Below are 24981 nucleotides of genomic sequence, written 5' to 3'. Positions count from 1 at the left end.
GCCGGTGTCAGTCGGTTTCTTCGACGAATCCGATCATGATGGACATGGCGTTGTGTTGGGGGTAGTGGCTGTGGTAGTCGCTGACGAGTTCGAGGGTGTCTCCTTGGGTGATGGTGCCGAGGTTGCCGTCGGTGCAGGTGGTCATGGTGTCGATGTGGCCGAGGTAGGCGGGGTCGTTGCCGTAGTCGGCGTGGGAGGCGCCGAGTTCGTCGCCGGTGGTGCGGTTGTGCAGGGTGAGGGTGTCGCCGCCGTCGTGGAGGTGTCCGCCTGCGGCGTGGAGGGTGCCGGTGAGGGTGGATTCCCATTGCCAGGTGGTGGTGGATTCGCCTTCTGGGACGTGGTGGTGGGAGTCGAAGGTGCAGTTGGCCACGTCCCACCACACCGGCGTCACCTCCGTGAGGCCGGAGTCGAGTAGTGAGGGGGTCGCCTCGACAGTCATGTCGAAGAACACCGCCTGCGCCTCCGGCGCGAAGTTCTCGAGCTCGACCACACTCCACAGTAGCGGAACAGGGCCGATCGGGAGGCCGTAACCTTCCGGGATCTGGCCGCCGGTGCGTTCGTTTCCTGCGGCGAAGATGCGCTGTCCCGCGAGGCCGAGGGTTTCGTCGGCGCAGGTGATGTCCTCGCGGGAGCGGTCGAAGAGCACGGCGTGGTGGAGCATGATGTCGGTGTCGTAGTTGGCGCGGCTGCCGTCCGCATAGGTCAAGTCTGGCTCCACCGAGGTCACCTGGCATGTGATGCCGAGGCAGGGCGTGGGCACCGGTGCGGCGATCGTGGTGTGGGTGCCGTGCGCCTTCTCCTCGGGCCCGCGTGGGCCGTCACCGTGCGTACCGTGATCACCTTCCTCGTGGGGCGAGGCGACGATCGGTCCGATCCGGATGGTCGTTTCGACGCGACCGTCGCCGGTGAACGCGCGATCGACCATCTCGGCTCCAACGGTGCCGTCGATCTGGCCGTCGACCAGGTCGGTGACGGTATCGGGCACGGGATCGGGCACGGAGTGTTGCCGGTCCGCGCCTGCGGAACCGGCGCCCGTCGCGGGCGCGGCGAGCATGGCAAGGCCGAGAAGCGATCCCATGGTCACCGCGGTGATGCGCCGTGATGTGGTGAACATACCGGCCTCCTTCACGTGCCGGAGGGATGTCGAGGCGGCAAAGCTACCGCGCGGTGGGAGCCGCGTTCAATCGCCCTCGGCGTGTTCGGGAATACCTTTCGCGTAGCTGTCACCGACGGTTCCCGAAGGTATGGCGAGGTCCTCACCGGTCATTCACCCGCGGCGCCGTGTCCGCCCGTGTACGCCCGCGCCGGGCCGCCGCTGGCGGTGCCGCTTGACCCCGTCGCCGGGTGACGCTAAGGTTGCTGCGGCGCAATGCCCCGTTAGGTGAGGCTCCTGCGCGCGGATGTGTCCGCTGCCCAGAAAGGTCGAGAGACCCCCACGGGTTGAACAGGCCCTGCCGAATCAAGGCTTGGCTTAATGCGGACCGGACGTATCGTGTCCTAGGCGTGCAGTGCCAAAGCTCGACATCGGGAACGCACCGGTGCGCCGGTGCCTCGTCGCGAGAACGGCAAGCCTCCCCTGACGGGGAGGCTTTTTTCGTGCCGATGGCGGCCCCGCGAACTCGCGACGGGAAGGGGGTGAGGGTCGTGCCACCTGACGTGTCGGAACCCGGTGAGGCCGACAGACGGTCTTGCCGGCATGGAGGCACCGCACCGCGATCGCTCGATCGCGATCGTCGCCGGACACCGCGCCCTCATCCCGAGCGGCGCGCGAGAAGAGGGGACCCTCATCATGCTCACCGTACTGCTATACCGCCTCCAGGGCCGGAGCTTCGACCGTGCCAAGGAAACGCTGGCGCAACTGACCGCGGGTGAGGCGGCCGATGTGCTGCGGGATCTGCCATCGACGGAGCGGGTGCTCGCGTACCGGCTGCTGGACAAGGACATCGCCATCGAGGTGTTCGAGCTGCTTACCGACGAGGAACAGCTCGATCTGCTGCAAGCGATGACCGGTTCGGAAGCCGTCGACGTGCTTGCCTCGCTGGAGCCCGACGACCAGGCGCGGTTGCTCGACGAAACACCCGCCGCCGTGGCCAAGCGCCTGCTCGCCGCGATGTCCGAACCGGATGCCGACCGCGTGGCGGTGATCCTCGCCTACCCGGCTGGTAGCGCGGGCAGGTTGGCCAATCCCCGGTACATCTCGGTCCGGCCGCACGAGACCGTGGCCCAGGCGCTGGACGCGGTGCGGCACAGCCGCCTCGGCTCGGAAGATGCCACCACGGTCTACGTCACCGACAGCGGGCGCGGCTACCGCGGCCTGGTCACCGTCACCGAGCTGGTCAAGGCCGACTCCCAGGCGAGGGTCGGTGACCTGGCCAGGCTGCGGGACGTGGCGGTGAGCACTACCGATGACGCGGCCACCGCGGCACGCCTGCTGCAGCGCCGGGATCTGGGCGCGCTGCCGGTGCTCGACACCGAGGGGCGCCTCGTGGGGTCGGTGACCTTCGACGACGCGCTCGACGCGCTCACCGACGACGCCTCGGAGACGATGTACCGCAAGGCGGGCCTCACCGATCCCGCCCACACCACCGAACTGCTGCGCAGCGAGCGCCTCACCTCGGGCGGTATCGGTTACCCGGTGCGGGTCCGCATGACGTTCCTCATGATCACCCTGGTCGGTGGGTTGCTGGTGGGGGGACTCATCGAGCGGTTCGAGGACGTGCTCACCGCGGTCGTGGCCACCGCGGTGTTCGTTCCGCTGATCATGGACATGGGGGGCAATGTCGGGACGCAGTCCACCACGATCTTCGCGAGAGGGCTAGCGCTCGGCCACATCACCCCGGCGTCGTTCAGCAGGCAGCTGCTGCGAGAAGTCACCGTGGGTGCGGTCATGGCGGTGATCATCGGCGTGCTCGGTGGCGCCGTGGCATACCTGTGGCAGGGAGCACCGAACGGTGAACCGCTGCTCGGGCTGGCCGTCGGGCTCGCGCTGTTCGTCTCGGTGATCCTGGCGACCTTTCTCGGTTTCGGTCTGCCGTGGGCGATGTACAAGCTCGGACTCGACCACGCTCCCGGAGCCGATCCCTTCATCACCACGATCAAGGACTTCACCGGGCTCGCCGTCTACTTCGTACTCGCCGGGGCACTGCTCGGTGTGGCTTAGTGCCCCGGCGAGCCGGTGTCAGTCGGTTTCTTCGACGAATCCGATCATGATGGACATGGCGTTGTGTTGGGGGTAGTGGCTGTGGTAGTCGCTGACGAGTTCGAGGGTGTCTCCTTGGGTGATGGTGCCGAGGTTGCCGTCGGTGCAGGTGGTCATGGTGTCGATGTGGCCGAGGTAGGCGGGGTCGTTGCCGTAGTCGGCGTGGGAGGCGCAGAGTTCGTCGCCGGTGGTGCGGTTGTGCAGGGTGAGGGTGTCGCCGCCGTCGTGGAGGTGTCCGCCTGCGGCGTGGAGGGTGCCGGTGAGGGTGGATTCCCATTGCCAGGTGGTGGTGGATTCGCCTTCTGGGACGTGGTGGTGGGAGTCGAAGGTGCAGTTGGCCACGTCCCACCACACCGGCGTCACCTCCGTGACGCCGGAGTCGAGTAGTGAGGGGGTCGCCTCGACAGTCATGTCGAAGAACACCGCCTGCGCCTCCGGCGCGAAGTTCTCGAGCTCGACCACACTCCACAGTAGCGGAACAGGGCCGATCGGGAGGCCGTAACCTTCCGGGATCTGGCCGCCGGTGCGTTCGTTTCCTGCGGCGAAGATGCGCTGTCCCGCGAGGCCGAGGGTTTCGTCGGCGCAGGTGATGTCCTCGCGGGAGCGGTCGAAGAGCACGGCGTGGTGGAGCATGATGTCGGTGTCGTAGTTGGCGCGGCTGCCGTCTTTGTAGGTCAGATCCGGCTCCACAGAGGTGATGTAGCAGGACAGCAGCCAGCACGGCATCGGCACCGGTGCGGCGATCGTGGTGTGGGTGCCGTGCGCCTTCTCCTCGGGCCCGCGTGGGCCGTCACCGTGCGTACCGTGGCCCGAGCCGGCTTCGTGCCCACCGTCGTGATCGTCATCGTCGTGCTCGTGCGCTTCGGCGATGACCGGCCCGATACGGATTGTGGACTCCCGCGCGCCGCCGAACAGGCTCCGCTGCTCGGTGATCTGGGGCTCGCTGAGCGCGTCCACGCCGAACTCGTCGACGAGCTCCGCGGGGGGTTCGGCACCGCCGGTGTCGTCGCTGCCGGTCGCCGCGCCTGCGGTGGCGGGGGCGGCGACGGTTGCCGCGGCGAGAGCCGAGCAGGCGACCAGGCTCATGAAAATTCGTGATCTGCGGGACACGCCGGTCTCCTTTCTGTCACGAGTGCTCACTTCGGTGATGAAAATCCGGGGAATGTCGCGAGCACGCGGCTCGTTCGATTATCAGTTGGTGATAATCTCTGCGAGCATTCATCAATCGCGCTCCCCGGCGCCGGTGCGGTCGCTACGCGATCGGCATCGTGCGCCCGAAGGCCCCAGCAGCACCTGGTCGTCAGTGAGGCCCGCGAGACGCGAGACGTGTTCGCTCCATCGCGTAATCTACTGACTAGTAGGGTATCGAATCGCCGAGAAAAATCAATTGTAGTTTATTGATAATAGTGCCGAGAACAATTGTCCCCGGTCGCGCCACGGGGGTGCGACCGGGGACGGGTGAGCTGCCCGGAACCGTGTCAGCCAGTCACGATGTCGTGCGGGCGTACCGGGACGCGGTCGATGTCCAGCCCGGTGGCGTCCCTGATCGCCGCGGCGATCGCCGGGGTCGAGGAGAGCGTGGCTGGCTCGCCCGCGCCGCGTAGTCCGTACGGCGCGTTCGGATCCGCGTACTCCAGGATGTCCAGACGCATCGGCGGCATGTCCAGGATCGTCGGGATGAGGTAGTCGGTGAACGAGGCGTTGCGCACCATGCCGCCAGCGAGCTGGATCTCCTCCATCACCGCGAGCCCGAGGCCCTGGGCGGTGGCGCCCTGGATCTGGCCTTCGAGCGAGACCCGGTTGAGGATCTTCCCCACATCCTGCACGGCGGCCAGCTCGACCACCTTGAGTAACCCGAGATCCACGTCGACGTCGACCACGGCACGGTGTACGCACAGCGCGAGCTGGGTGTGGGTGTTGCCCTGGCCGGTCTCCGGGTCCATGCTCGTGGTCGGGCGATGGTGGAACTCGCGGGTCTCCTCGATCGCCTCGTCACCGAGCAGATCGGCTACGGCGGCAAGCACGCCCGCGCGCTCGGCGACCACCTTGCCGCCCGCGAGGCTGAGCTCGCTCGCGTCGACGTCGAACCGTTGCGCCGCGCGTGCGAACAGTCGTTCCCTGATCGCCTCGCAGGCCGCCTTGACCGCGCCGCCGGTCATGTAGGACTGGCGCGAGGCCGAGGACGACCCGGCGTCACCGACCTGGGTGTCTGCGGGAGCGATGGTGACCCGCTCGATCCCGAGTTCGGTGCGGGCGATCTGGCCCTCCAGGGTCACCAGACCCTGGCCGACCTCGGCGGCCGCGGTGTGCACCAGTGCCGCAGGCTCGCCGCCGACCACCTCGAGACGTACGCGCGCGGTGGAGTAGTCGTCGAAGCCTTCGGAGAAACAGATGTTCTTCAGCCCGACGGCGTAGCCCACACCGCGCCGGACACCCTCGCCGTGGGTGGTGTTCGACGCGCCGCCGGGGAGGTTGCGGACATCGCTGCTGTCCCGCTCGGCAGGCATCGGGGTCTCGCGCACCCGCTGCAACATCTCGGCAAGCGGGGCGGGGGTGTCCACCACCTGGCCGGTGGCGATCGAAGCGCCCTGGTGGATCGCGTTGACCCGGCGCACTTCGAGCGGGTGCATGCCGAGTTCCCGCGCCAGCTTGTCCATTTGCGATTCGTACGCGTAGCAGGCCTGGACCGCGCCGAACCCGCGCATCGCCCCGCACGGCGGGTTGTTGGTGTACACCCCGTAGGCGTCGACGGCGATGTTCGGCACGATGTAGGGCCCCACCCCGAGCGAGGCAGCGTTACCCACCACGTTCGTGGTCGAGGAGGCGTAGGCGCCGCCGTCAAGCACGATCTCGGCGGTCGCGTAGACGAGCTTGCCGTCGGCGGTCGCGCCGTGCTCGTACCGCATCCTGGCGGGGTGGCGGTGCACGTGACCGTAGAAGGATTCCTCGCGGTTGTACACGATCTTGATCGGCCTGCCAGTGTGCATCGCCAGCATCGCGGCGTGCACCTGCATCGACAGGTCTTCGCGGGCTCCGAACGCGCCGCCGACCCCGGACAGCGTCATCCGCACTTTCTCCTCTGGCAGGCCGAGACACGGTGCGACCTGTCGCAGGTCGGTGTGCATCCACTGGGTGGCCACGTACAGGTCGACCCCGCCGTCCTCGGCAGGCACCGCCAGCCCGGACTCCGGGCCGAGGAAGGCCTGGTCCTGCATGCCGATCTCGTACTCGCCGCGCACCACGACGTCGGCGCGGTTCCTGGCGGCCGCCACGTCGCCGACCCGGACCGGTTGGTGGCGCACCACGTTGCCGTGCTCGTGCAGCCGTGGGACGTCGGGGTCGAACGCCGCCGCCCGCGAGTCGGTCAGCGGCTCGAGGACCTCGTAGTCCACCACGATCTTGTCCATCGCCCGGCGCGCGGTCTCCGGGTGCTCGGCGGCCACCAGCGCCACCGGCTCACCCTGGAACCGCACCGTGTCCACGGCCAGCACCGGCTGGTCGTTCTCCTCCAACCCGTAGTACTTCTCGCCGGGGACGTCGGCGTGGGTCAGCACCGCGTACACCCCGCTGGTCGCCAGGGCCGCGCTGATGTCGATGGAGCGGATCCGCGCGTGCGGGTGGGGACTGCGCAGCGTCACGCCCCACAGCATCTCGTCGTGCCACAGATCGGAGGAGTACGCGAACTGCCCGGTGACCTTCCGGGTGCCGTCCGGGCGGTTCGGGCTTTGCCCGACGCCCCCTCGGGTGGCCGAGGCCAGGTTCTCCGGGACACCGACGGTCATGACGTCCTCCCTTGGTGAGTGTGCTCGGGGTGCTCGGGGTCGCGTGCCATCAGCCCGCGGTGCGCGGCGCGGGCTGATGCGGCGAGCTCGGTGTGGCTTGCCGTGCGTAGCTCGCCGCCGGAGACGACGACCCCGCCGTTGACGGTGAGTAGTTCCAGCGGTGCGGGCGGCCCGAGAACAAGCGCGGCGACCGGGTCGGTGATGTCGGCGTGGCCGAGCCCGTCGAGCCGCCACAGCGCGATGTCGGCGAGCTTGCCCGCTTCCAGCGAGCCCAGCTCGGCCTGCCTGCCGATACAGCGAGCCCCGCCGATGGTGCCCATCGCCAGTGCCTGGCGCGCGCGCAGCGCGGTCGGTCCCCCGCGCAACCGCGCCACGTACAGCGCCTGCCGCAGCTCCTCGGCGAGCAGGCCCGATTCCTGCGAGGCGGCGCCGTCCACGCCGAGGCCCACCGGCACTCCCGCCTCCAGCAGGTCGGCGGCGGGTGCCAACCCAGCGCCGAGGCGTGCGTTGGAGCTGGGGCAGTGGGCGACACCGGTGCCGGTGGCGCCGAGCCGCTTGACGGCCCCATCCGACAGGTGCACGCAGTGGGCGAGCCACACGTCCTCACCCAGCCAGCCGAGTGAGTCGAGGTACTCCACCGGCGTGCAGCCGTGGGTGGCCTGGCAGAACTCCTCCTCGTCAGTGGTTTCGGCCAGGTGCGTGTGCAGCATGACGCCGCGCCGTGTGGCCAGCTGGCGCGCCTCGGCGAGCAGCCTGTCCGACACCGAGAACGGCGAGCACGGGGCGATGCCGATGCGTAGCATCGCCTCCGGCGACGGATCGTGGTAGGTGTCGATCGCCGCCTCGGTCGCCGCCAGGATCGTGTCGATGTCCTCCACCACCTCGTCAGGGGGCAGGCCGCCGTCGGAACGACCCCGGTCCATCGACCCTCTTGTGGGGTGGAATCGCAGCCCGATGCTCCTGGCCGCTTCGATCTCGGCGGCCAGCACATCGCCCGCGCCGTCGGGGAACACGTAGTGGTGGTCGGTGCTGGTGGTGCAGCCGCTCAGCGCCAACCACCCCAACCCGGCCCTGGCCGCGGCATGCACGTCGGCCGCGTCGATACGCGCCCACACCGGGTACAGCTCGGTGAGCCACTCGAACAGCGTGGCGTCGGTGGCCAGCCCCCTGGTGATCCACTGATAGAGGTGGTGGTGGGTGTTGACCAGGCCAGGCGTGGCCAGACACCCGGTGCCGTCGACGTGGCGCACCCGGCGGGCGCCCTCGCCAGCCGGGACCGGGGCCGGTCCGGCGCCGACCGCGACGATGCGGTTACCGTCGACGACGACGTGGCCGCTGGCGTACTCGGTGCCCGCGGTATCGACCGTGGCGATGGCGCAGTTCTCGATGATGATCACGAACCGGCCTCCTGCTTGCGCTCGGCCGCCAGGTGCACCGCGTCGATGATCTTCTCGTAGCCGGTGCAGCGGCACAAGTTGCCCGCGAGCTCCTCGCGGATTTCCTCGTCGCTGGGATCGTCGTGCCGCTCCACCAGGTTGTGCGCCGCGACGATGAGCCCAGGGGTGCAGAAGCCGCACTGCACCGCACCCGCGTCCACGAACGCTTGCTGTACGGGGTGCAGCGCGTCCTCGCCCTCGGCGATGCCCTCGACGGTGACGACGTCGTGCCCGTCGGCCTGGCCTGCCGCGATCAGGCAGGAGCAGGCGGGTGTGCCGTCGAAATAGACCGTGCAGGAGCCGCACTCGCCCTGCTCGCACGCGTTCTTCGAGCCGGCCAACCCGAGCCGTTCACGCAGCACGTAGAGCAGGCTCTCTCCCGGCCAGACGTCGTCTGCGGTGTGCCGGGCACCATTGATGGTCAGGTTCAGGCGCATCGGTACTCCTCCCATGCCCAACCGAGTGTGCGGCGGGCCATTACGGACAGTGCGTGGCTGCGGTAGTCGGCTTGCCCTCGGACGTCGTCGATCGGCGAGGCCGCCGCGGCGACGAGCTCGCCGAAGCGGCGCGCCACCGCATCGGCGAGCGGGTCGCGGTCGTGCCACGGCAGCTGTTCGGCTGCGTAACTCTCGGCGTCGCTGGCGTGCCGCGGCGTCGGAGCCGCCGAGCCGAGCCCGGTGGTCACGGTGCGCTCGCGCGGATCGAGTGCGACCGCGAACGAGCACACCGCGATCACCATGGCGTTGCGCGTGCCGATCTTGGAGAACTGCTGGGGGCCGCGCGCCGCGGGGACGATGATCTCCCTGATCAGCTCGTCGTCGGCGAGTGCGGTGCGCTTGACCCCGGTGTAGAAGTCGTCGATGGGAACCGAGCGCGCTCCGCGAACCGACTCGACCTCCACGGTGGCGCCCGAGGCCAGCAGCGGGGGGTGGCTGTCGCCCGCAGGCGAGCCCGCCCCCAGGTTGCCCGCGACGGTTCCGCGGTTGCGGATCTGCGGCGAGCCTACGGTGCGAGCCGCCAACGCCAGCCCGGGCAGCTGCTCGGCGAGCTCGTCGATGACCGTGGTGTAGCTGACGGTGGCGCCGAGCCGCACGGTATCGCCGCCGCTTCCGTTGCCGTCGCCTGCCCTGTCGATACGCCACCGGCCGAGCTCCGCTATGCCAGTGAGGTCGATGAGCGCCGGTGGCCGGTGGTGGTCGAAGTTCAGTTCGACCATGACGTCGGTGCCGCCCGCGATGGCCACCGCGCCCGGTACGGCCGAGCGGGCTTCCAGCGCCTCCTGCCAGGTCGACGGTCGGATGAAGTCCATGGTGGTCACTCCCAAGCCTGCCCTGCCGCAGGTGCGTCGTCTCGGATCACGGTGCCTTCGATCAGGCCGTACGGGCGGTCGGCGGCGAAGAAGACCTCGCCGTCGTTGTCCAGGCCGAACGGGGTCAGATCGACGGGGAAGTGGTGCTTGTTCGGCAGCGACAGCCGCGCCTCGCACACGCCGGGCTGGTTGTCCAGCACTCGCTGCCCCATCGCGTACAGCGTCTGCTGCAGCGAGTAGCTGTAGGTCTCGGCGAAGGCGTCGATCAGGTCCTGCTTGGCAGTGGTGTAGGACTTCTCCCAGCCTGCGGGGTCGGCGGGGAGATCGGCGTGCCGCCAGCTCGCCGTGACCGCGGTGGCCAGGATCCGGTCGGTGGTCTCGGCCAGCGTGGTGTACTCGTCGACGAGGTAGCCCCAGAACTCCGAGTCGGTGGAGTTGAGCAGCACCAGGTCGCTCACTCCGGAGACGACGTGGGTGGCTTCCGCGTCGTGGTGCACCACGCAGGTGCGCACTTCGGGGCCGGTGCGGGCGAAGGAGTGCCCGGTGGCACCCACCCGCTGCCAGCCGTAGCTCTCGATGGCCACCCGTGCGTGGGTGATCGTCGGCTGGCCTGCCACGAAGCGCTCCGCCAGCAGCAGTGCGAAGGTCTCCGGCTGGTCGATGCCGTACTTCTTGGCGAAGGCGTACACGGTGTTCTTCTGCGTGTCGGTGGGAAGCACGGCTGCGTTGTCGCCGGTCAGGTGCGTGGCGGCGAGCTCACCCGAGAGCGCGATGCTGACGTTGACATCGGTGATCTCGTGCCGGTCGGAGTCGCGCCGCAACGCCACGACCCGTGTCTCCGCCTTGCCGTAGCGGTTGGCGCCCAGCCTGACGCTCGTTCCGGTCATGCCGGGCACCCCCTCGCGGTGAACGCGCCGGTTGCCGTGCCCGTACGTCGGTGTGCATGCTGAGTATGCTCGCGCGCGTGGCTGGTGCCCTCGCCTGCGCCCGGCGCGGGGGTGGTTGTGGTGCTCGTCCCGGTGTGCACTGTCGACCTCCGAAACCTGTTGCCGCGTTACCTTCAGTGAACACCGGACGCCGCCGATGTGACCAGGAGCACAGAACACGAACAACGGGGTGGCCGGGGCGGGACTTCTTGGAGGATCCTCCGAATCCGCCGGATACGTGGTACTCGGACCGGGCGGAGGCTCGCGGGGCGAACCGAAGGAGAGACGTGAAGCTGCGTGAACTGCTCGCCGACACCGAGCTGCGGTTGGAGCGGCTGGTCGGCACCGAGGAAGCGCTCGAACGGGAGTTCCGCTCGGTGATGTCGACCGACCTGCCGGATCCCAGCCGGTACCTGACCGGTGGTGAGCTGGTGCTCACCGGGATGGTCTGGCGGCGCGCTCCGGAGGATTCCCGGAGCTTCGTGGCCGCGCTGTGCGAGTCGGGGGTGGCGGCACTGGCCGCAGGCGACCAGTTCCACCCCGTTCCCGACGATCTGGTCGATGCCTGCGAAGCCGCGGACCTCCCGCTGCTGCGGGTGCCCGCCGACATCGCCTTCGGCACGCTGATCACCCGCGTGTCGCGGGTCCTCGGGCCGCAGCGGGCCGACGAGGTCGCCACGCTGCTCGGCCAGCACCGCGACCTCGCCGACCCCGATGCCGAGGCCGCCGACTGGCTGGCCGAGGTCCTGCGGTTGGTGCACAGCAGGCTCGAGTTGGGATGCGCGGTGCTCGGCCCGACCGGGCGGGTGGTCGCGCGCGCGGGGTTGGACCTCGACGAGCGGCACCGCGAGGAGCTGGCACGGACGTACCTCAGCGGGAGGCACCTGCCCGCCGCGGTTGACGGTCACACCGTGTACGGCACGGGCAGCGCGTTCGCCTCCCGGGTGCTCGGCTGCTTCCTGGTCTTCGCCGAGGACTGCGCGCGATGGGGCGGCGATCGCTACCACATGGCGGCGGAGCTGGCTGCGCTGGTCGCGACGGGCTGGCGGCGCATGCTGCGCGCGCGGCAGGAGCGCAGGCCGCTTGTCGAGGAGATCGTGCAGCGGGTGTGCTCGGGTGCCGACCCGGCGGGGCTGCGGCCACGTCTCGAAGTGGCGGGCCTGCCGGTCGACGCCTCGCTGATGGTGGTGGTGGCTCGGTTACGCGGCGGCGAGCGCTCCGGCAGCGACGAGCTGGCCAGGGGCATGCTGGAGGAGCTGCTCCAGCGGGAGGCCGCGGTCTACGCGGGCGAGGCCGTCGCGCTCGTTCCGGTGGCGGCCGAGGGTGTCCCGGACGAGGACAGGCAGCAGCGGGGTGACCACCCCGCCGCGCTGGTGTCCCGGCTTCGGCAGGAGGCGAGCGGGCTCGCGTGCGGGCTGGGAACCGAGCGGTTACTGCTGGGCACCAGCGGGGTCGTGGCCGGAGAGTCGGGGTTGCGGGGCGCGATCGACGAGGCGCGGCACGCATGCAGGCTGTCCGAGCTCCGTGCGGGTCAGGCGGTGCTGACCGGTCACGAGGATCTCGCCTCCCATATGATGCTGCTCGCCGCCGTGCCCGATGATGTGCGGCAGTCGTTCCGGGAGCGGGTACTCGGCCCGGTACTGGCCTACGACGAGGCGCACGGTGGGTCCCTGGTACCGACGCTGCGGGCGTTCCTGGACAGCTCGGGAAGCTGGACCAAGTGTGCCAGGGAGTTGCATCTGCACGTGAACACGCTGCGGTACCGGATCCAGCGGATCGAGCAGCTCACCGGCAGGGACCTCGGCCGTATCGACGACAGGGTCGACTTCTACCTGGCGTTCTCACTGACCTGACCGACCATCGTCCGGTTGCGACACAGCGGGCCGCGGGTCTACGTTGCCTGCCGGTGCGCCTGCGGAGGTAACCGTTCCGGTGATGGGGGTGGGGGCGTTGTTCAGCGTGCTCGTGCTCGCTTATCTCGTGGTGATCCTGGCGGTCGGGGTGTACTTCGTCCGGCAGGTGCGTGGTGTGGAGGATTTCGCGCTGGCCGGGCGGCGACTCGGGCTGCCCGTGCTGATCGGCAGCCTCGCCGCCAGCTACATCGGCGGTGCGACCGTGGTCGGCTGGACCGGCAGCTTCTACGAGATGGGGGTCGACTGGTGGTTCAGCGCGATCGGCGCGATCGCGGGTGTCGCGCTGGCCACCGTGGTGATGGCACGTCGGTGCAGGCGGCTGGCACAGTTCACCGTTCCCGACCTGCTGGCGATCCGGTACGGCCCGCCTGCCCGGTACGTCAGCGCCGCGCTGATCATCCTTGGTGACATCGCGATCGTGACGGTGCAGATCATCGCCATCGCGGGCATCCTGACCACCTTCACCGATATAGACCGGCTCGCAGCGATGGTGATCGGCATCGTCTCCTTCGCGGTGATCTCGCTGTTCGGCGGGATGAAGGGTGTGGCGGTCACCGACAGCCTACAGGCGCTGGTGATCTTCATCGGGCTGCTCGCCGGGGTGATCGCGCTGTTCGGCAGCCAGGGTGGCCCTGGCCCGGTGTTCGCGGCGCTGCCGGACGGGTACTTCGAGCCCTTCTCGGTGGCCGGTGGGCTCGGCGCGTTCAATCTTGCGCTGGCCGCGCTCGGTACCACGGCCGTGTCGCAGTCGCTGATCTTCTCCCGCATCTTCTCGGCGCGCGACGACACGGTGGCGTTCCGAGCGATGGCGCTGCTGATCCCGGCGGCGCTGTTCGGCTACGGCATGGTGGCGCTGCTCGGCTACGGCGGGCGGGCCGTGCTCGGCCCGGACGTGGTGCCGGATGACGTGTTCGCCCAGGTGGTCACCGAGCTGTTGCACCCGCTGCTCGGCGGGATCCTGCTGGCCACGGTGATCGCCGCGATCGTGACCACGACCAACTCGATGCTGCTGTCCGCCAGCGTCAACGTGGCGCGTGACCTGTACCGGCAGTTGGTGCCCCGGCAGGCGGGCACGGTGGAGCTGCGGCGGGTCGGCCAGGCGGCCGTGGTCGCCTTTGCGCTGCTCAGCTTCACCCTGGCGGTGCTCATGCCGGACATCGTCACCGCGATCGTGTTCGCCTACACCATCTACAGCGCCGGCCTGCTGATCCCGCTGTACGCCGGTTTCCTGTGGCGTGGCGCGACCCCGGCCGCTGGGGTGGCCACCATCGTGGTCGGCGGCGGTACGGCCCTGCTGTGGTACGTGCTCGGCGAGCCGTTCGGCCTGCCGCCGATGGTTCCGGCGCTCGCCGCTGGCCTGATTGTGATGATCGGGTTGAGCCTGGTCACCAGGAAACCGAGCGCGGAACAGCTACGGGTGTTCGACGTGTAGCGGGCGGGCTGCGCGGATTCGACGGGCGCGTGCGCTCACCCTGATGGGTTAGGGTGCGTCCCGTGGATCAGAACCCGCTCGTCGAGCTCGGCCTGCCGATCGCGCTGTTCGTCATCATGATCGGCATCGGGCTGACGCTGACGCCCCGTGACTTCGCCCGCGAGGGCAAGGACCCGCGCGGTGCGCTCGTGGGTTCCCTCGGCCAGATCGTGGTGATGCCCGCGCTCGGGTTCGCCGTCGCCGCCGCGCTGTCGCTGCCGCCCGCGATCGCCGTGGGTCTGGTGATCATCGCGGCCTGCCCCGGAGGCACCACCTCGAACCTGGTGGCCTACCTGGCGCGGTCGAACGTGGCGCTGTCGATCGTGCTGACGGTGATCGCCAGCCTCGTCACGATCATCACGTTGCCGGTCGCGGCCAATCTCGCGTTGCGGTGGCAGCCAACCGCCTCGGACGTGCCGGTGGAGGTGCCGGTGCTGCGCACGATCGGCCTGCTGCTCGCGATCGTGCTGCTGCCGGTGCTGATCGGGATGGCGATCCGGGCGCGCTGGCCACAACGCGCTGTCGCGCTCGAGCGGGCGGTCTCGCTGTTCGGTGGGTTGGTGCTCGCCGCGTTGATCGTGGCGATCGCGGTCTCGCTCGGCGGGGAGGTGGTCACCATGCTCGCCGACGCGGGACCGGCTACCGTGCTGCTCAACATCGTCGGGATCGGGGTCGGCATGGCCATGCTGTGGCTGGTCGGGCTGCCTTTCGGCAGCCGGCTGGCCTGCGGGATCGAGCTGGGTATCAAGAACGCGACGCTCGGCATCCTGATCGCCGTCAACGTCATCGGCTCGGAGGAGATGGCGGTGCCGTCGGCCGTGTACGGGCTGCTGATGTACGTCACCGCGGTGGCGGTGGTGTTCTACGGGCGCAGGCGACAGGCCCGGGTGGTGCGGTCTACCGCGCCGCGCTCCGGATGAAGGTCCTGTCGAGGGCAGGCAGGACCGGGGCCGCGGTCAGCGACGTCAACCGACCCGGTCCGCCTGCCCACCAGGAGCCTGTTGAACGGGTGGTGACGGGCCGGCCGACTCGGGGTGGTCCCCGGATCGCGTCGGAGCCTTCCGCGACGGCGTGGAGCGGGACCGGTCCGTGCTCGGCGAGCCTGGCCGTAAGCGTGCGCGCTGATCAACTACCATGCGCAGGGGTAGTGGGGAGTCGGGCTATCGGTGGCGGGTGTTTTACTGGGGACTGTGAGGTTCATGCACCGGGTCGCCCAGCTCCGAGAGCAGCACATCCACGGTCATGTTCGCTCGTGTCTGCCCGATGGCGACGAGGTGGTGTGCTGGGTACGCGCACGGCGTATGCCGGACGGCAAGCACGGCTTCGCCTACATCACGCGGGAACGGCTGGCCTTCTGCTGGATTCACGGCAGGGAGGAGCAGCTGTCCGTGTCCTGGGAAGACGTGAGTGCCTGGGGGATCAAGCGCGGGCAGCGCGGTGGTCCGGTGCTCGCGGTGGCTACCGATGTGGGATGGACCAAGGTTCAGCTCCCGGTGCCCTCGCACACGAAAGCGCGGGCGGTGAGCACGTTCCTCGCCGAGCTCTCCGACCGGGTCAAGGATGCCCGGCCCGCTCCCGAGGAAGGGCTCCACGGTTTCGAGCAGCCCGAGTCGCTGGTCATCCCACGTGAGCGCCGGTCGCTCGCCGGGCACGGCAAGCGCGCGGTCATGACCTTGGCAGGCGTGCTGCTCATCCTCATCGGTGTGATTTTCGCCTCGCCGTTCGTGCCGGGACCCGGCACGCTGACCGTGCTCGCCGGGCTCGCGTTGCTGGCCAGCGAGTACGACTGGGCCAAGGACGCGCATCACTGGTGCCGCAAGAAGTTCCAGGAATGGTTCCAGCGCTTCCAGCAGTGGCGACGCGCACGACGTGGCAAGCACAACGGCACGAACAGGGTCGGCCAGCGCAGCGGCTGACCGCGATGCTTGGGCGTTGTCACCGCCGCCGCGACCCGCCGTAGCCGGTGCCGTTCACCGGCACCTCACCGGTCGCTGGCATGATTTGTGACCGTGACCGTCACGCCCGACACTGACGACGGCCCCCCTCGCGCGCGTCGCCGCACGCGCGTCACCTCCACCGACGTGTTGTGTGTGCTGCTCGTGCTGGTCATGCTGGGCCAATCCGCGGTGCAGCAGGTGCTGGACGTGCCTGCACTGCGTACCGCGGCGACGGTGTTCGTGGCCATCTGCATCCAGGCGCTGCCGTTCCTGGTTCTCGGGGTGCTGCTCAGCGGGGCGATCACCGCTTTCCTGCCCGCACACGTGCTGCGGCGGGTGCTGCCGAGCGGCGAGAACCGCGCGGTCGGAGTCGCGGGCCTCGCCGGAGTCGGCCTGCCGACCTGCGAGTGCGCCTCGGTACCCGTGGCGCGCAGGCTGATCGGGCAGGGGGTGCCCGCCTCTGTCGCGCTGACCTTCATGAACGCCGCGCCCGCGGTGAACCCGGTGGTGCTGGTGGCCACCGCCGTCGCGTTCCCCGGCGAGCCGGGCATGGTGCTCGCCCGTTTCCTCGGCTCGCTGGCCACCGCGATGGTGCTGGGATGGCTATGGGCACGCTGGGGCAAGACGGAGTGGATCATCGAGCGGGCGCGGCGCCGGGTGGCAGGCGTGCAGCCGGGCAATCGCTGGCGCACGTTCACCGAGACCGCCCGTGGTGATCTCGTGGATGCGGGCGGCTTCCTGGTGCTCGGGGCCGGGGTCGCGGCGGCGATGAACGTGCTCATCCCCGCCGAGTGGTACGGCACGTTGAGCGAGCAGTTGCTGCTCGCTGTGGTCGTCATGGCGCTGCTGGCGGTGGTGCTGGCGCTGTGCAGCGAGGCCGACGCCTTCGTCGTCGCCTCGCTGCCGGGGGTGCCGCTGCCTGCGAAGCTGGTGTTCCTGGTGGTCGGTCCGGTGGTGGACGCGAAGCTGATCATGCTCTACTCGGGGACGTTCGGACGTTCCTTCGCGGTGCGGTTCGTGCCCGTGGCGTTCGTGGTCGCGGTAGCCTGCGGGCTCGCCGCGGCGCTCCTGGTGCTCGGTGGGGGTGGTCGGTGATGCGGCGAGAGACACAGAACGTGCTGCTGGTACTGCTCGGCGCGACGATACTCAAACTCGTGATCACCGGTGACTACCTTCGGTACGTCAAACCCACCCACCTGGCCTGGCTCATCGGGGGCGCAGTGGTCGTCGCCGGGCTCGGCGCGATCGCGATCTGGCGGGATATCCGCAGGAACATGGCCGCGACCCGCGACCGAAACCAGGAGGTTCCGCAGCCGGATGGCGTCGCGGAACCGGCCTGCGGGAGCGACGACGGCGGCGGTCACTCCCACTCGACACCGGTCTCGTGGATGCTGCTCGCCCCGGTGCTGGCGGTGTTCCTGATCGCCCCACCCGCACTGGGCGCGGATTCGGTGCAGCGCAGCGGTGAGCGCAGTGTGTCGAGCGACTCCTCTCGCGCCGCGAGCGCGGAGTTCGAACCGCTTCCCGACGAGGAGGTCGTGGCGCTGCCGGTGGTCGACTTCGTGCGCCGGGCGGCCTGGGACGACAGCGGCTCGCTCGACGGGCGGACGGTCGCGCTGACCGGGTTCGTGGTGCACCAGGAGGGGGAGGTCCAGCTGGCGCGGATGGTGATCGCCTGCTGCGCCGCCGATGCCACCCCGGTCACCGTGCGGCTCGGCGGCCGGGCGGGCCCCCAGGTGCGCCAGTTCGACGAGGACGAGTGGATCCGGGTGACCGGCACCCTCGTTCCCGGATCGGCCACAGAGCACAACAACTTCACCCCGGAACTCGACACGCGGCAGGTGGACGGGGTGCCCGAACCCAGACAGCCATACGAGCGGTAGGTCCACCGTCGAGATGCTCGGACCGGTGTCGCTCGACGAGCTCACCGGGCACGCCTCAACCCCGCCGCAGGCGTGGACGTTGCTGCGACGCGGAGACGTCGCGGTCGTCGCCATGGATCACCTCGTGGAGCGGATCCGGCTGCGGCTCTCCGACGCGGAGGTCCGCTGCGTCGAGCGGGCGGCATCGCATACCCGGGACGGCGTGGACGCGGCCGTGGCCGCCGCTGGCGCCCCGGATGCCACCGAGTCCTCGGTGGCGGCGGTGATCGCCGGGGCATTGTTGGGTGCCGCGAACGCCCCCTCGTCGTGGGGACCGCTGGTGGCCACCGGCCGGCGAGGCGGGATCCCGCATTCGAGCTGGGTGGCACGCCCGTTGAGCCGGGGCGCGACGTTCCTCGAGTTCGCCCGGCGCGCACCACCGCTACCACGCTCCCGTGATGCACACGCTGGTACGTGACCAGCCCGATGCCGACGTGCGGGTACTGGCCGAACTGGCCACCACCGCCGTGGATGCGGTGCTGGCGGAGGCCAGGCCCGGCGTGACCTGTGCCGAGGTGGCGAAGGCGGCGACGTGCGTCGTTGTACAGCGGGGCTCCAGTTGCCTTCGTGTTCTCTCCTCGGACGATGTCGGCGCTGGTTTGCCGCCTGGGGGATCGCATGCGAGGACCGGATCCTCACCCGGCTCGGAGATGGGTTCTGCTCAAGGCAGTAGGTCCTGGTCGTTTACCTGCTGATCACAGCCGCTGCCGTAGCTATCTCACTCGGCTGGATCCGCCGTGATGGCGGTGGCTTCCTGGTAGAGCTGGTGGGCGGACTCGCCGAAGTAGGGGCCGTACATCACCCCGGGCAGGAACAGGTAGCCGAAGCTGTTGACCGAGTTCTGCACCCCGCTCGCTGACTGTTCATCGAAATCGAGGAACCACGGCCCACCGCTGGACCCCTCGGTCATATTGCATCCGAGTCCCATGGCCGAGCTGAAGAACAGGTCGTTGGAGGCTCTCCCGCTGCAGTGGATCAGCTGCTCACCGTCGTAGGTGCCGGCGGCGGGGTAGCCGAAGGCGTCCATGAACTGGCGACGATCCTGGTTGAACGCGAGGGCCTGGCCGCCGACGACCTCGGTGAGGCGCCCGCCGTCCCGCTCACCCACCACGGCGGCGCCCACGTCGTGGTTAAGGTCCTCGCCTGCGACCCATTCCTCGGTGGCCAGTAGGGCCGCAGCCGGCCAGGTACCGTGCGGCGCCTGCCCGTCCTGGTAGCCGGGCACGAAGACCCATTCGTCGTGCCACTGGCCGTCCATCCGGACGCAGTGACCCGCTGTCAGCACGGTGCTGCCGTTGTCACTGGTGACCGCATTGCCGCTGCACGAGGCGTCCTCGCCATCGTAGGTGAAAAACACCCGACCGACGGTGGAGCTCACCTTACCGCCGCCGGTCCATGGCTCACCCGAGGCGCCGCCTCCACCGAGCAGGCCTGTCGAGCGCGGCGTGGCGGGCACCGAGACCGGCTCGCCGCCGGGCACCACGTCGAGCACGTCGGCAAGCCCGATCACGTGCCCGTCCCGGGAGATCAGCTGCTCCACCGGAGTCGCACTGCGCATCCGTTCAGCGGACCAGGAACCGGTGACGTGATCAACGTCGACCATGGTGTCCGTGGCGACATCGAGCACGTCACTATCAGAATCGATGCCCGCCTGTACTGCCGAAGACGGCGCGGACAGTACCGCCAATGTGGCAGTCGAGAACAGGGTCAGACAAACCCGCTGCAGAGACCTCATCACTCACCTCGCCAGGAGCATCGGCAAGCAGGGCACCGCAACTTGACAACGAGCTACGAATCGGACGCATAACGCGCTGTGATTGCTGTCACATAGCGGGTTGGTCGGGTCTTCGGGCTCACGCCGCGGCGCGCTGGGGCGTGGGGGCGAGGTGGAGCGCCTGCAGGACAACCTGGGTGAACAGGTGTGGCTCGTCGATGAGCCATCCATGTGGACCGGGGACGCTCATGGACGGTGGATTGCCGAGTGCCTGCCGCAGGTTCGCGAACGTCGACTCGGGCAGGAGCGAGTCGCCGTCGCTCCATGTCACCGAGATGTCCACGTCGAGGTCGCGCAGCGCGGCGAGTTCGGTGGACAGGTCGACCGCACGGGCCACCTGTCCGGTGCGGTAGATCGCGACCGGGTTGCGCAGCAGCCCGGGCAGCGCGCTGTGCAGCACCGCGGTGAGGGTGGCAGGCCGGTGACCGGAACAGGTCTCCGCTGCCAGATGCCGGCACCATTCCCACAGCGACCGCTCGTGAACCGGCTCGTGCGATGCGTGACGCTTCGCTGGCCGGAAACCGCCAAGTGGGTTGATGAGCACGAGATGGGAAACCCGGTCGGGAGTGTCGTAGGCCAGCCGGATGGCGATAGCGCCGCCGAAGGAGTGGCCCACGACGATCGGTGGCTCGGCTACGCCGGCAGCGTGGCAGAACTGGCGGACCCACCGCGCATAGCCTGCGATGCTGACATCCTCGTTACGCAACGGGACGGTCCCGCCGAATCCGGGCAGGCACGGGGCGTAGACGTGCAGGCCGGTGGCGGCCAGCTGACGCAATGCGTTCGCGTACGCGTGGCTGCTGACACCCCAGCCATGCAGGAACACGACGGGCTTCCCGCTGCCGATCTCGGCGAAGGACGTGGCAGCCCCGGCGACCGTAGCCTGGTGCCACGTCACGGTGGGACGGCTGTGCTGTGCGTTCGTCATGACGGCCTCTCACTGCCGGGCTCTCGGCACCCACGCATCCGCAGGCGTGGACATCCTCGCGAGTGACGTGTTGGTTCGAGCATGGCGCAGGGCGATCGGTGCCACATCAGGGAAACTACCCAGGAAGCTACCTACTGTGGTCCTATACGCCTGCGCTGGCGCGCGCATGCCCGGCGGTGCATCCTGTATCCGATGTCCTGGCCGAGCGGTGGTCGAGCAGGGAGTTCATTCGCCGTTCCGCCCGGCTTGCTCGGTACCAATCCCAGTCGCGGCGCGCATTTCGGAGATCCAGCAACGCGCGCCTGATCAAGCGGTCGAGGTCCGTGGTGGACACCGGGAGATCGCGTGGGTTCGTCATGTCGCTCACCTCGGGTGCCGCATCGGCAGCGGTGGACCCCGCTCGTGCCGAGCGGTCAAGGAGGCTCGCCCGGCACGAGCGGACGATATGGTAACTGCTGGCGGCGCCTATCGGGAGACCGCCCTTCAGCTTTGACACAAGGATGGCGGCGGGATGCGGCGATCGCATGAGTGTTTCTACGGATATCACTACCTACGTGTCCCTGCCGGATCAGCGAGTGGCGCGGCCATCGGCGAGATCCCCGGGTTCGCCGCAGGAGGGTTTGCTGGACTTCCACCCCGGCCGGTCGTCACCCCGCGCCGCTGCCGCCCTGTGGAGCTGACCGGTGTGCCATTGCAGGTCGAGCGCACCGTCGAGTGCCTTGACCGTGCTGTTGCGGGCCAACCGGCGTGGTAGGCCGAGTGAGATCAGGATTCAACACGCTCACACGGTAAGCCCCATCGCCACACGCCAGTTTCCGGACGGTAGGCGGAATATATACGGGAGGGGGTATGTTGACGTACGTGAGGTGATGACATGGACATGGATCCGGAGATGTTCCGCGACGCCCTGACCAGGTTGAAGCGAGCCCAGGGGCAGCTGTCGGGTGTCGTGACGATGATGGAGGAAGGGGAGGACTGCAAGGAGGTTCTCACGCAGCTCGCTGCAGTGTCCCGCGCTCTGGACCGGGCCGGTTTCAAGATCATTGCTACGGGCATGAGGTATTGCGGGGAAGCCGTGGAGCAAGGCGATGATCCACCCATGACCCAGGACGAGCTGGAGAAGCTCTTCCTCGCGTTGGCCTGACGCCCGCTCCTCACCCCGTTCGAGCGAACGCCTGTCCGTACCGCGGATACGTGTCGATTCTATATACCCCCCGGGGTGTTAAACGAGAGGAGCTCAGTGTATGAGCACGCCCAATTGCCAACCCATGAGCGTCGCCGAGGCGCTAGAGCTCGCATCGAGTAATCCGGGAGCACGGTTCATCGACGTCCGCACACCGGGTGAGTTCGCCGCCGTCCACATTCCCGGGTCGTACAACATCCCGCTTGAGCTGCTCCGCGAGCACAGCGATGAGCTTCGAACGCACCATGACGACCCGGTGGTGCTGGTCTGCGCATCCGGAGCGCGGGCGGACCAGGCACAGAAGGCGGTACAGGATGCGGGCTTCGACGAGTTGCGCGTGCTGGACGGCGGCATCAACGACTGGGCCCGATCAGGCGGACCGGTGAACACCGGCTCGGGCGTGTGGTCGATGGAACGTCAGGTCCGGCTGAGCGCCGGATCGATCGTGCTGTTATCGGTGCTCGCGAGCCTGGTGTTCGCACCGGCGGTATGGCTGGCCGCTGCGGTCGGTGCCGGGTTTGTGTTCTCCGCGGTGACCGATACCTGCGGGATGGCCAAGGTATTGGCGATGCTGCCGCACAATCGCGGTGGCTCATGTGACCCGTCCGCACTACTACGTGCGATGACGGACCGGGTACCCGGTCGGTCGTGATCGGGAAGGCCGCGGGATGTTCCTGGCGATACCTCTGGGCGTGCTGATCGGGCTGGCTATCGGCCTGCTCGGCGCAGGCGGGTCGATCCTCGCCGTGCCCGTCCTCGTCTACGGCGCGGGCATGCCCGTGCACGATGCCATCCCGGTAGCGCTCGTGGTGGTCGGGCTCGCGGCCCTGGCCGCGCTGGTCGCCAGGAGAGGCAAGAAGGTGATTCGCTGGCCGGTCGCTTTGGTGTTCGCCGGAGCCGGGTTCCCGGCGGCCTTCGCCGGGGCCGCGGCGGGCCGTGCGGTACCGGAGCCGATCGTGATGACGGGCTTCGCCGTCCTGATGGTGATCGTCGCCGTGCGGATGCTGCGAACTCGTCAGGAATGTTCGGGAGCGTGCCGGACCGGGGACGGAGGGGTGAACTGGCGCAGCTGCCTGCCCAAGGCGATCGGCACCGGTGCGCTGGTCGGGTTCCTGACGGGGATGTTCGGAGTCGGCGGTGGGTTCGTCATCGTCCCGGCGTTGGCGTTGCTGCTTGGCCTGCCTGCTGCCGAAGCGGTGGCCACCTCACTGGTCATCATTGTGGTCAACGCCGTCGCCGGGCTGACTGCCCATCTCGGCGCGTCGGTGGATATGAACTGGTTCGTGACCGCGGTCTTCGCCGCCTCGGCCATCGCGGTGGCGTTGCTGACCGGTAGGCACGCCTCCCGCCTACCCGAAGTTCCCCTCCGTAAAGGATTCGCAGTGCTCGTGTTGCTTGTCGCCGCGGGATCCGTGGCAGCGGCGCTGCTGAAGCCCGAGCTGCTGAGCGCGGCGTCAACCGTGGCAATCGGACTCAACTACCGATGAGAGGAGCGGACACCATGCTGTTCACTCAGTACTACCTGGACTGCCTGTCACAGGCGTCGTACCTCGTCGCCGACGAGACCACACGTAAGGCGGTGATCGTCGATCCTCGCCGGGATGTGGCCGAGTACGTCTCAGACGCCGAATCACAGGGATTGCAGATCGAAGGTGTCATCAACACTCATTTCCACGCCGACTTCATCGCAGGCCATCTGGAGCTGGCCGAACGCACGGGAGCGTGGATCGGGTACGGGAACCGGGCCGATACCGAGTACCCGATACGCGAACTGACCGATGGGGAGCGGATCACCCTGGGTGATGTCACCCTGGAGATCCTCGAAACACCAGGACACACGCCGGAGTCGGTCAGCGTAGTAGTCTACGAACATCCCGAGCACGACGTCCCATACGGTGTACTGACCGGGGACACGCTGTTCATCGGTGATGTGGGTCGCCCGGACCTACTGGCCTCCGTAGGGTACACATCAGACGAGCTCGCCAGAATGCTGTACGACTCGGTACACAACAAGCTGATGCGGCTCCCCGACGCCACCCGGGTGTTTCCCGCACACGGTGCGGGCTCGGCCTGCGGCAAGAACATCTCCACCGAACGGCAGTCGACCATCGCGGTCCAGCGTGCGACGAACTACGCGTGCCAGCCGATGGAACGCGAGCGCTTCGTCGACCTGGTCACCGCAGACCAAAGCGTGGCACCTGCCTACTTCTCCTACGACGCCGACCTGAACCGTAGGCAACGCCCGCTGCTCGACACCGACCACGTTGCCCGGGAGCTCGATCCGGCCGCCTTTCTGAAGGCGCGTGTGGACGGTGCGACGGTCGTCGACGCCCGCGATCCGCAGGAGTTCGCCGCAGGACACCTCCGTGGAGCGCTGAACATCCCGGCCGACGGTCGGTTCGCCGAGACGGCCGGGACCGTGCTGTCGCCTGCGGCACCTGTGGTGGTGCTCGCTCCGGCGGGTCAGGGTGAGCAGACCGCGATCCGGCTAGCGCGGGTCGGCCTCGACAAGGTGGAAGGTTTCCTCGATGACCCGCAGGCGGTCCTCCGCGGGGCAACCGGCGAGGTCGAGCGGTCGAGCCGGGTGACCGCGGACCAGCTCCCCGACATCGTCCATGCAGGCGGCGCGGATATCCTGGATGTCCGTAACCCCGGGGAGCGTGCCAACGGAAGCATCGCCGGTTCGGTGCACATCCCTCTTGGCCAGCTGCCGGACCGGCTCGGCGATGTACCGAGCGAGCGTCCGCTGATCGTCCACTGCGCTGGCGGCTACCGCTCCAGCGTGGCAGCCAGCCTGCTGCGGGCGAACGGCTGGACCGGCGTCTCCGACCTGCTCGGCGGGTACAGCGCCTACCAGCAGGCACACGACCCGGCCTGTGGCGGATAGGGGAGGGCCCGCCCGCCACGGGACCAGGGCGCACGGGCAATCGATCTGCGGTCGCGCACCGCCTTCGTGAGGTTCGACAGGCAGGATATGTACTTTTTGGGCGGCATGTGTGTTCGTCGTGACCGCTGGGATGTCTGGGGTGGCTGCCGTGCGGCAGGGCGCGAGTAGCGACTCGAACCACGACGTTGGGTGGTGTCGACCTACGACTCCGTCGTCGGGCTCGACCACACCGTATCGCCGGTAGCGTTCGGCGAATCGGTCGTGGCGCCGCTTGTCCCGTTGTGGTCGCGACCCGGGCCGCTGACCGGTATCGA

General features: G+C 68.8%; 23 protein-coding genes and 1 riboswitch. Of the genes, 13 read left to right on the top strand and 10 right to left on the bottom strand.

Annotated elements, in window-relative coordinates:
- Positions 1 to 7: 7 nt before the first annotated feature.
- Positions 8 to 1114, bottom strand: a complete 1107-nt coding sequence (locus tag F8178_RS15265; protein WP_317495467.1) for a hypothetical protein — start codon at positions 1112 to 1114, stop codon at positions 8 to 10.
- A 252-nt stretch (positions 1115 to 1366) separates the two neighbouring features.
- A riboswitch (M-box (ykoK) riboswitch) is annotated at positions 1367 to 1537 on the top strand.
- A gap of 159 nt (positions 1538 to 1696) precedes the next feature.
- On the opposite strand from F8178_RS15265, the gene mgtE reads away from it, so the two are divergent.
- On the top strand, positions 1697 to 3160 hold the full coding sequence (gene mgtE / locus F8178_RS15260; protein ID WP_317495466.1) for a magnesium transporter: 1464 nt from the start codon (positions 1697 to 1699) through the stop codon (positions 3158 to 3160).
- 18 nt (positions 3161 to 3178) lie between these two features.
- On the opposite strand, the gene F8178_RS15255 is transcribed toward mgtE, so the two are convergent.
- The 6 genes from F8178_RS15255 to pucL all read right to left on the bottom strand — a co-directional run bounded on the left by F8178_RS15255 (position 3179) and on the right by pucL (position 10613).
- Complete coding sequence (locus F8178_RS15255) at positions 3179 to 4309, bottom strand: hypothetical protein (RefSeq protein ID WP_317495465.1); 1131 nt, start codon at positions 4307 to 4309, stop codon at positions 3179 to 3181.
- Positions 4310 to 4677: 368 nt separating this feature from the next.
- Positions 4678 to 6981: a xanthine dehydrogenase subunit D gene (gene pucD / locus F8178_RS15250; protein ID WP_317495464.1), complete on the bottom strand. Its 2304-nt coding sequence runs from the start codon at positions 6979 to 6981 to the stop codon at positions 4678 to 4680.
- A complete protein-coding gene (locus tag F8178_RS15245; protein WP_317495463.1) occupies positions 6978 to 8378 on the bottom strand; it encodes an 8-oxoguanine deaminase in 1401 nt (466 codons plus the stop codon). Before F8178_RS15245 ends, pucD begins: the two co-directional genes overlap by 4 nt.
- Entirely contained in the window at positions 8375 to 8854 is a 480-nt protein-coding gene (locus F8178_RS15240) for a 2Fe-2S iron-sulfur cluster-binding protein (RefSeq protein WP_317495462.1), read from the bottom strand. Before F8178_RS15240 ends, F8178_RS15245 begins: the two co-directional genes overlap by 4 nt.
- On the bottom strand, positions 8845 to 9726 hold the full coding sequence (locus tag F8178_RS15235; protein ID WP_317495461.1) for an FAD binding domain-containing protein: 882 nt from the start codon (positions 9724 to 9726) through the stop codon (positions 8845 to 8847). The genes F8178_RS15240 and F8178_RS15235 overlap by 10 nt, the downstream gene beginning before the upstream one ends.
- A 5-nt stretch (positions 9727 to 9731) precedes the next feature.
- The gene (gene pucL, locus F8178_RS15230) at positions 9732 to 10613 is read right to left on the bottom strand and encodes a factor-independent urate hydroxylase (protein ID WP_317495460.1); all 882 of its coding nucleotides are present in this window, start codon (positions 10611 to 10613) and stop codon (positions 9732 to 9734) included.
- A gap of 326 nt (positions 10614 to 10939) precedes the next feature.
- Here pucL and F8178_RS15225 point away from each other — a divergent pair, with 326 nt between their 5' ends.
- The 8 genes from F8178_RS15225 (at position 10940) to F8178_RS15190 (ending at position 18590) form a co-directional block, all read left to right on the top strand.
- A complete protein-coding gene (locus F8178_RS15225) occupies positions 10940 to 12505 on the top strand; it encodes a PucR family transcriptional regulator ligand-binding domain-containing protein (RefSeq protein ID WP_317495459.1) in 1566 nt (521 codons plus the stop codon).
- 82 nt (positions 12506 to 12587) lie between these two features.
- On the top strand, positions 12588 to 13997 hold the full coding sequence (locus F8178_RS15220) for a sodium:solute symporter family protein (RefSeq protein ID WP_317495458.1): 1410 nt from the start codon (positions 12588 to 12590) through the stop codon (positions 13995 to 13997).
- A gap of 62 nt (positions 13998 to 14059) precedes the next feature.
- Positions 14060 to 14956, top strand: coding sequence for a bile acid:sodium symporter family protein (locus F8178_RS15215; RefSeq protein ID WP_317495457.1), 897 nt, complete (start codon positions 14060 to 14062; stop codon positions 14954 to 14956).
- A 279-nt stretch (positions 14957 to 15235) separates the two neighbouring features.
- Positions 15236 to 15952, top strand: coding sequence for a PGPGW domain-containing protein (locus F8178_RS15210; protein WP_317495476.1), 717 nt, complete (start codon positions 15236 to 15238; stop codon positions 15950 to 15952).
- 93 nt (positions 15953 to 16045) lie between these two features.
- Positions 16046 to 17068 carry a permease gene (locus F8178_RS15205; protein WP_317495456.1) on the top strand — a complete coding sequence of 341 codons (1023 nt, stop codon included), beginning with the start codon at positions 16046 to 16048 and terminating at the stop codon, positions 17066 to 17068.
- Positions 17068 to 17856: a TIGR03943 family putative permease subunit gene (locus F8178_RS15200; protein WP_317495455.1), complete on the top strand. Its 789-nt coding sequence runs from the start codon at positions 17068 to 17070 to the stop codon at positions 17854 to 17856. Before F8178_RS15205 ends, F8178_RS15200 begins: the two co-directional genes overlap by 1 nt.
- Positions 17857 to 17869: 13 nt before the next feature.
- On the top strand, positions 17870 to 18313 hold the full coding sequence (locus tag F8178_RS15195; protein ID WP_317495454.1) for a hypothetical protein: 444 nt from the start codon (positions 17870 to 17872) through the stop codon (positions 18311 to 18313).
- Positions 18294 to 18590 (top strand): hypothetical protein, encoded by a 297-nt coding sequence (locus F8178_RS15190; protein ID WP_317495453.1) that lies wholly within the window; start codon positions 18294 to 18296, stop codon positions 18588 to 18590. Before F8178_RS15195 ends, F8178_RS15190 begins: the two co-directional genes overlap by 20 nt.
- A 23-nt stretch (positions 18591 to 18613) precedes the next feature.
- On the opposite strand, the gene F8178_RS15185 is transcribed toward F8178_RS15190, so the two are convergent.
- The 3 genes from F8178_RS15185 to F8178_RS15175 all read right to left on the bottom strand — a co-directional run bounded on the left by F8178_RS15185 (position 18614) and on the right by F8178_RS15175 (position 21339).
- Complete coding sequence (locus F8178_RS15185) at positions 18614 to 19630, bottom strand: peptidase (RefSeq protein ID WP_317495452.1); 1017 nt, start codon at positions 19628 to 19630, stop codon at positions 18614 to 18616.
- 118 nt (positions 19631 to 19748) lie between these two features.
- A complete protein-coding gene (locus F8178_RS15180) occupies positions 19749 to 20597 on the bottom strand; it encodes an alpha/beta hydrolase (protein ID WP_317495451.1) in 849 nt (282 codons plus the stop codon).
- A gap of 568 nt (positions 20598 to 21165) precedes the next feature.
- A complete protein-coding gene (locus tag F8178_RS15175) occupies positions 21166 to 21339 on the bottom strand; it encodes a hypothetical protein (protein WP_317495450.1) in 174 nt (57 codons plus the stop codon).
- A gap of 132 nt (positions 21340 to 21471) precedes the next feature.
- On the opposite strand from F8178_RS15175, the gene F8178_RS15170 reads away from it, so the two are divergent.
- From F8178_RS15170 to F8178_RS15155, 4 genes are all read left to right on the top strand, one after another.
- Positions 21472 to 21741: a metal-sensitive transcriptional regulator gene (locus F8178_RS15170; protein ID WP_317495449.1), complete on the top strand. Its 270-nt coding sequence runs from the start codon at positions 21472 to 21474 to the stop codon at positions 21739 to 21741.
- A 100-nt stretch (positions 21742 to 21841) separates the two neighbouring features.
- Positions 21842 to 22432: a rhodanese-like domain-containing protein gene (locus tag F8178_RS15165; RefSeq protein WP_317495448.1), complete on the top strand. Its 591-nt coding sequence runs from the start codon at positions 21842 to 21844 to the stop codon at positions 22430 to 22432.
- Positions 22433 to 22448: 16 nt separating this feature from the next.
- On the top strand, positions 22449 to 23267 hold the full coding sequence (locus F8178_RS15160; RefSeq protein WP_317495447.1) for a sulfite exporter TauE/SafE family protein: 819 nt from the start codon (positions 22449 to 22451) through the stop codon (positions 23265 to 23267).
- Positions 23268 to 23281: 14 nt separating this feature from the next.
- Positions 23282 to 24667: an MBL fold metallo-hydrolase gene (locus F8178_RS15155; RefSeq protein WP_317495446.1), complete on the top strand. Its 1386-nt coding sequence runs from the start codon at positions 23282 to 23284 to the stop codon at positions 24665 to 24667.
- The last annotated feature ends 314 nt before the right edge of the window (positions 24668 to 24981 follow it).

Source organism: Haloechinothrix sp. LS1_15 (genome assembly GCF_033042135.1).
Taxonomy (GTDB): Bacteria; Actinomycetota; Actinomycetes; order Mycobacteriales; family Pseudonocardiaceae; genus Haloechinothrix.
This window is presented reverse-complemented; position numbering and strand designations above follow the sequence as displayed.

Excerpts from the sequence above, each read along its gene's own strand:
- F8178_RS15220 (WP_317495458.1), top strand. The coding sequence starts at position 12,588 with ATGGGGGTGGGGGCGTTGTTCAGCGTGCTCGTGCTCGCTTATCTCGTG.
- pucD (WP_317495464.1), bottom strand. The coding sequence starts at position 6,981 with ATGACCGTCGGTGTCCCGGAGAACCTGGCCTCGGCCACCCGAGGGGGC.
- F8178_RS15240 (WP_317495462.1), bottom strand. The coding sequence starts at position 8,854 with ATGCGCCTGAACCTGACCATCAATGGTGCCCGGCACACCGCAGACGAC.
- F8178_RS15200 (WP_317495455.1), top strand. The coding sequence starts at position 17,068 with ATGCGGCGAGAGACACAGAACGTGCTGCTGGTACTGCTCGGCGCGACG.
- F8178_RS15210 (WP_317495476.1), top strand. The coding sequence starts at position 15,236 with ATGCACCGGGTCGCCCAGCTCCGAGAGCAGCACATCCACGGTCATGTT.
- F8178_RS15170 (WP_317495449.1), top strand. The coding sequence starts at position 21,472 with ATGGACATGGATCCGGAGATGTTCCGCGACGCCCTGACCAGGTTGAAG.
- F8178_RS15180 (WP_317495451.1), bottom strand. The coding sequence starts at position 20,597 with ATGACGAACGCACAGCACAGCCGTCCCACCGTGACGTGGCACCAGGCT.
- mgtE (WP_317495466.1), top strand. The coding sequence starts at position 1,697 with ATGGAGGCACCGCACCGCGATCGCTCGATCGCGATCGTCGCCGGACAC.
- F8178_RS15235 (WP_317495461.1), bottom strand. The coding sequence starts at position 9,726 with ATGGACTTCATCCGACCGTCGACCTGGCAGGAGGCGCTGGAAGCCCGC.
- F8178_RS15195 (WP_317495454.1), top strand. The coding sequence starts at position 17,870 with ATGCTCGGACCGGTGTCGCTCGACGAGCTCACCGGGCACGCCTCAACC.
- pucL (WP_317495460.1), bottom strand. The coding sequence starts at position 10,613 with ATGACCGGAACGAGCGTCAGGCTGGGCGCCAACCGCTACGGCAAGGCG.
- F8178_RS15190 (WP_317495453.1), top strand. The coding sequence starts at position 18,294 with ATGCACACGCTGGTACGTGACCAGCCCGATGCCGACGTGCGGGTACTG.
- F8178_RS15165 (WP_317495448.1), top strand. The coding sequence starts at position 21,842 with ATGAGCACGCCCAATTGCCAACCCATGAGCGTCGCCGAGGCGCTAGAG.
- F8178_RS15160 (WP_317495447.1), top strand. The coding sequence starts at position 22,449 with ATGTTCCTGGCGATACCTCTGGGCGTGCTGATCGGGCTGGCTATCGGC.
- F8178_RS15265 (WP_317495467.1), bottom strand. The coding sequence starts at position 1,114 with ATGTTCACCACATCACGGCGCATCACCGCGGTGACCATGGGATCGCTT.
- F8178_RS15185 (WP_317495452.1), bottom strand. The coding sequence starts at position 19,630 with ATGAGGTCTCTGCAGCGGGTTTGTCTGACCCTGTTCTCGACTGCCACA.
- F8178_RS15155 (WP_317495446.1), top strand. The coding sequence starts at position 23,282 with ATGCTGTTCACTCAGTACTACCTGGACTGCCTGTCACAGGCGTCGTAC.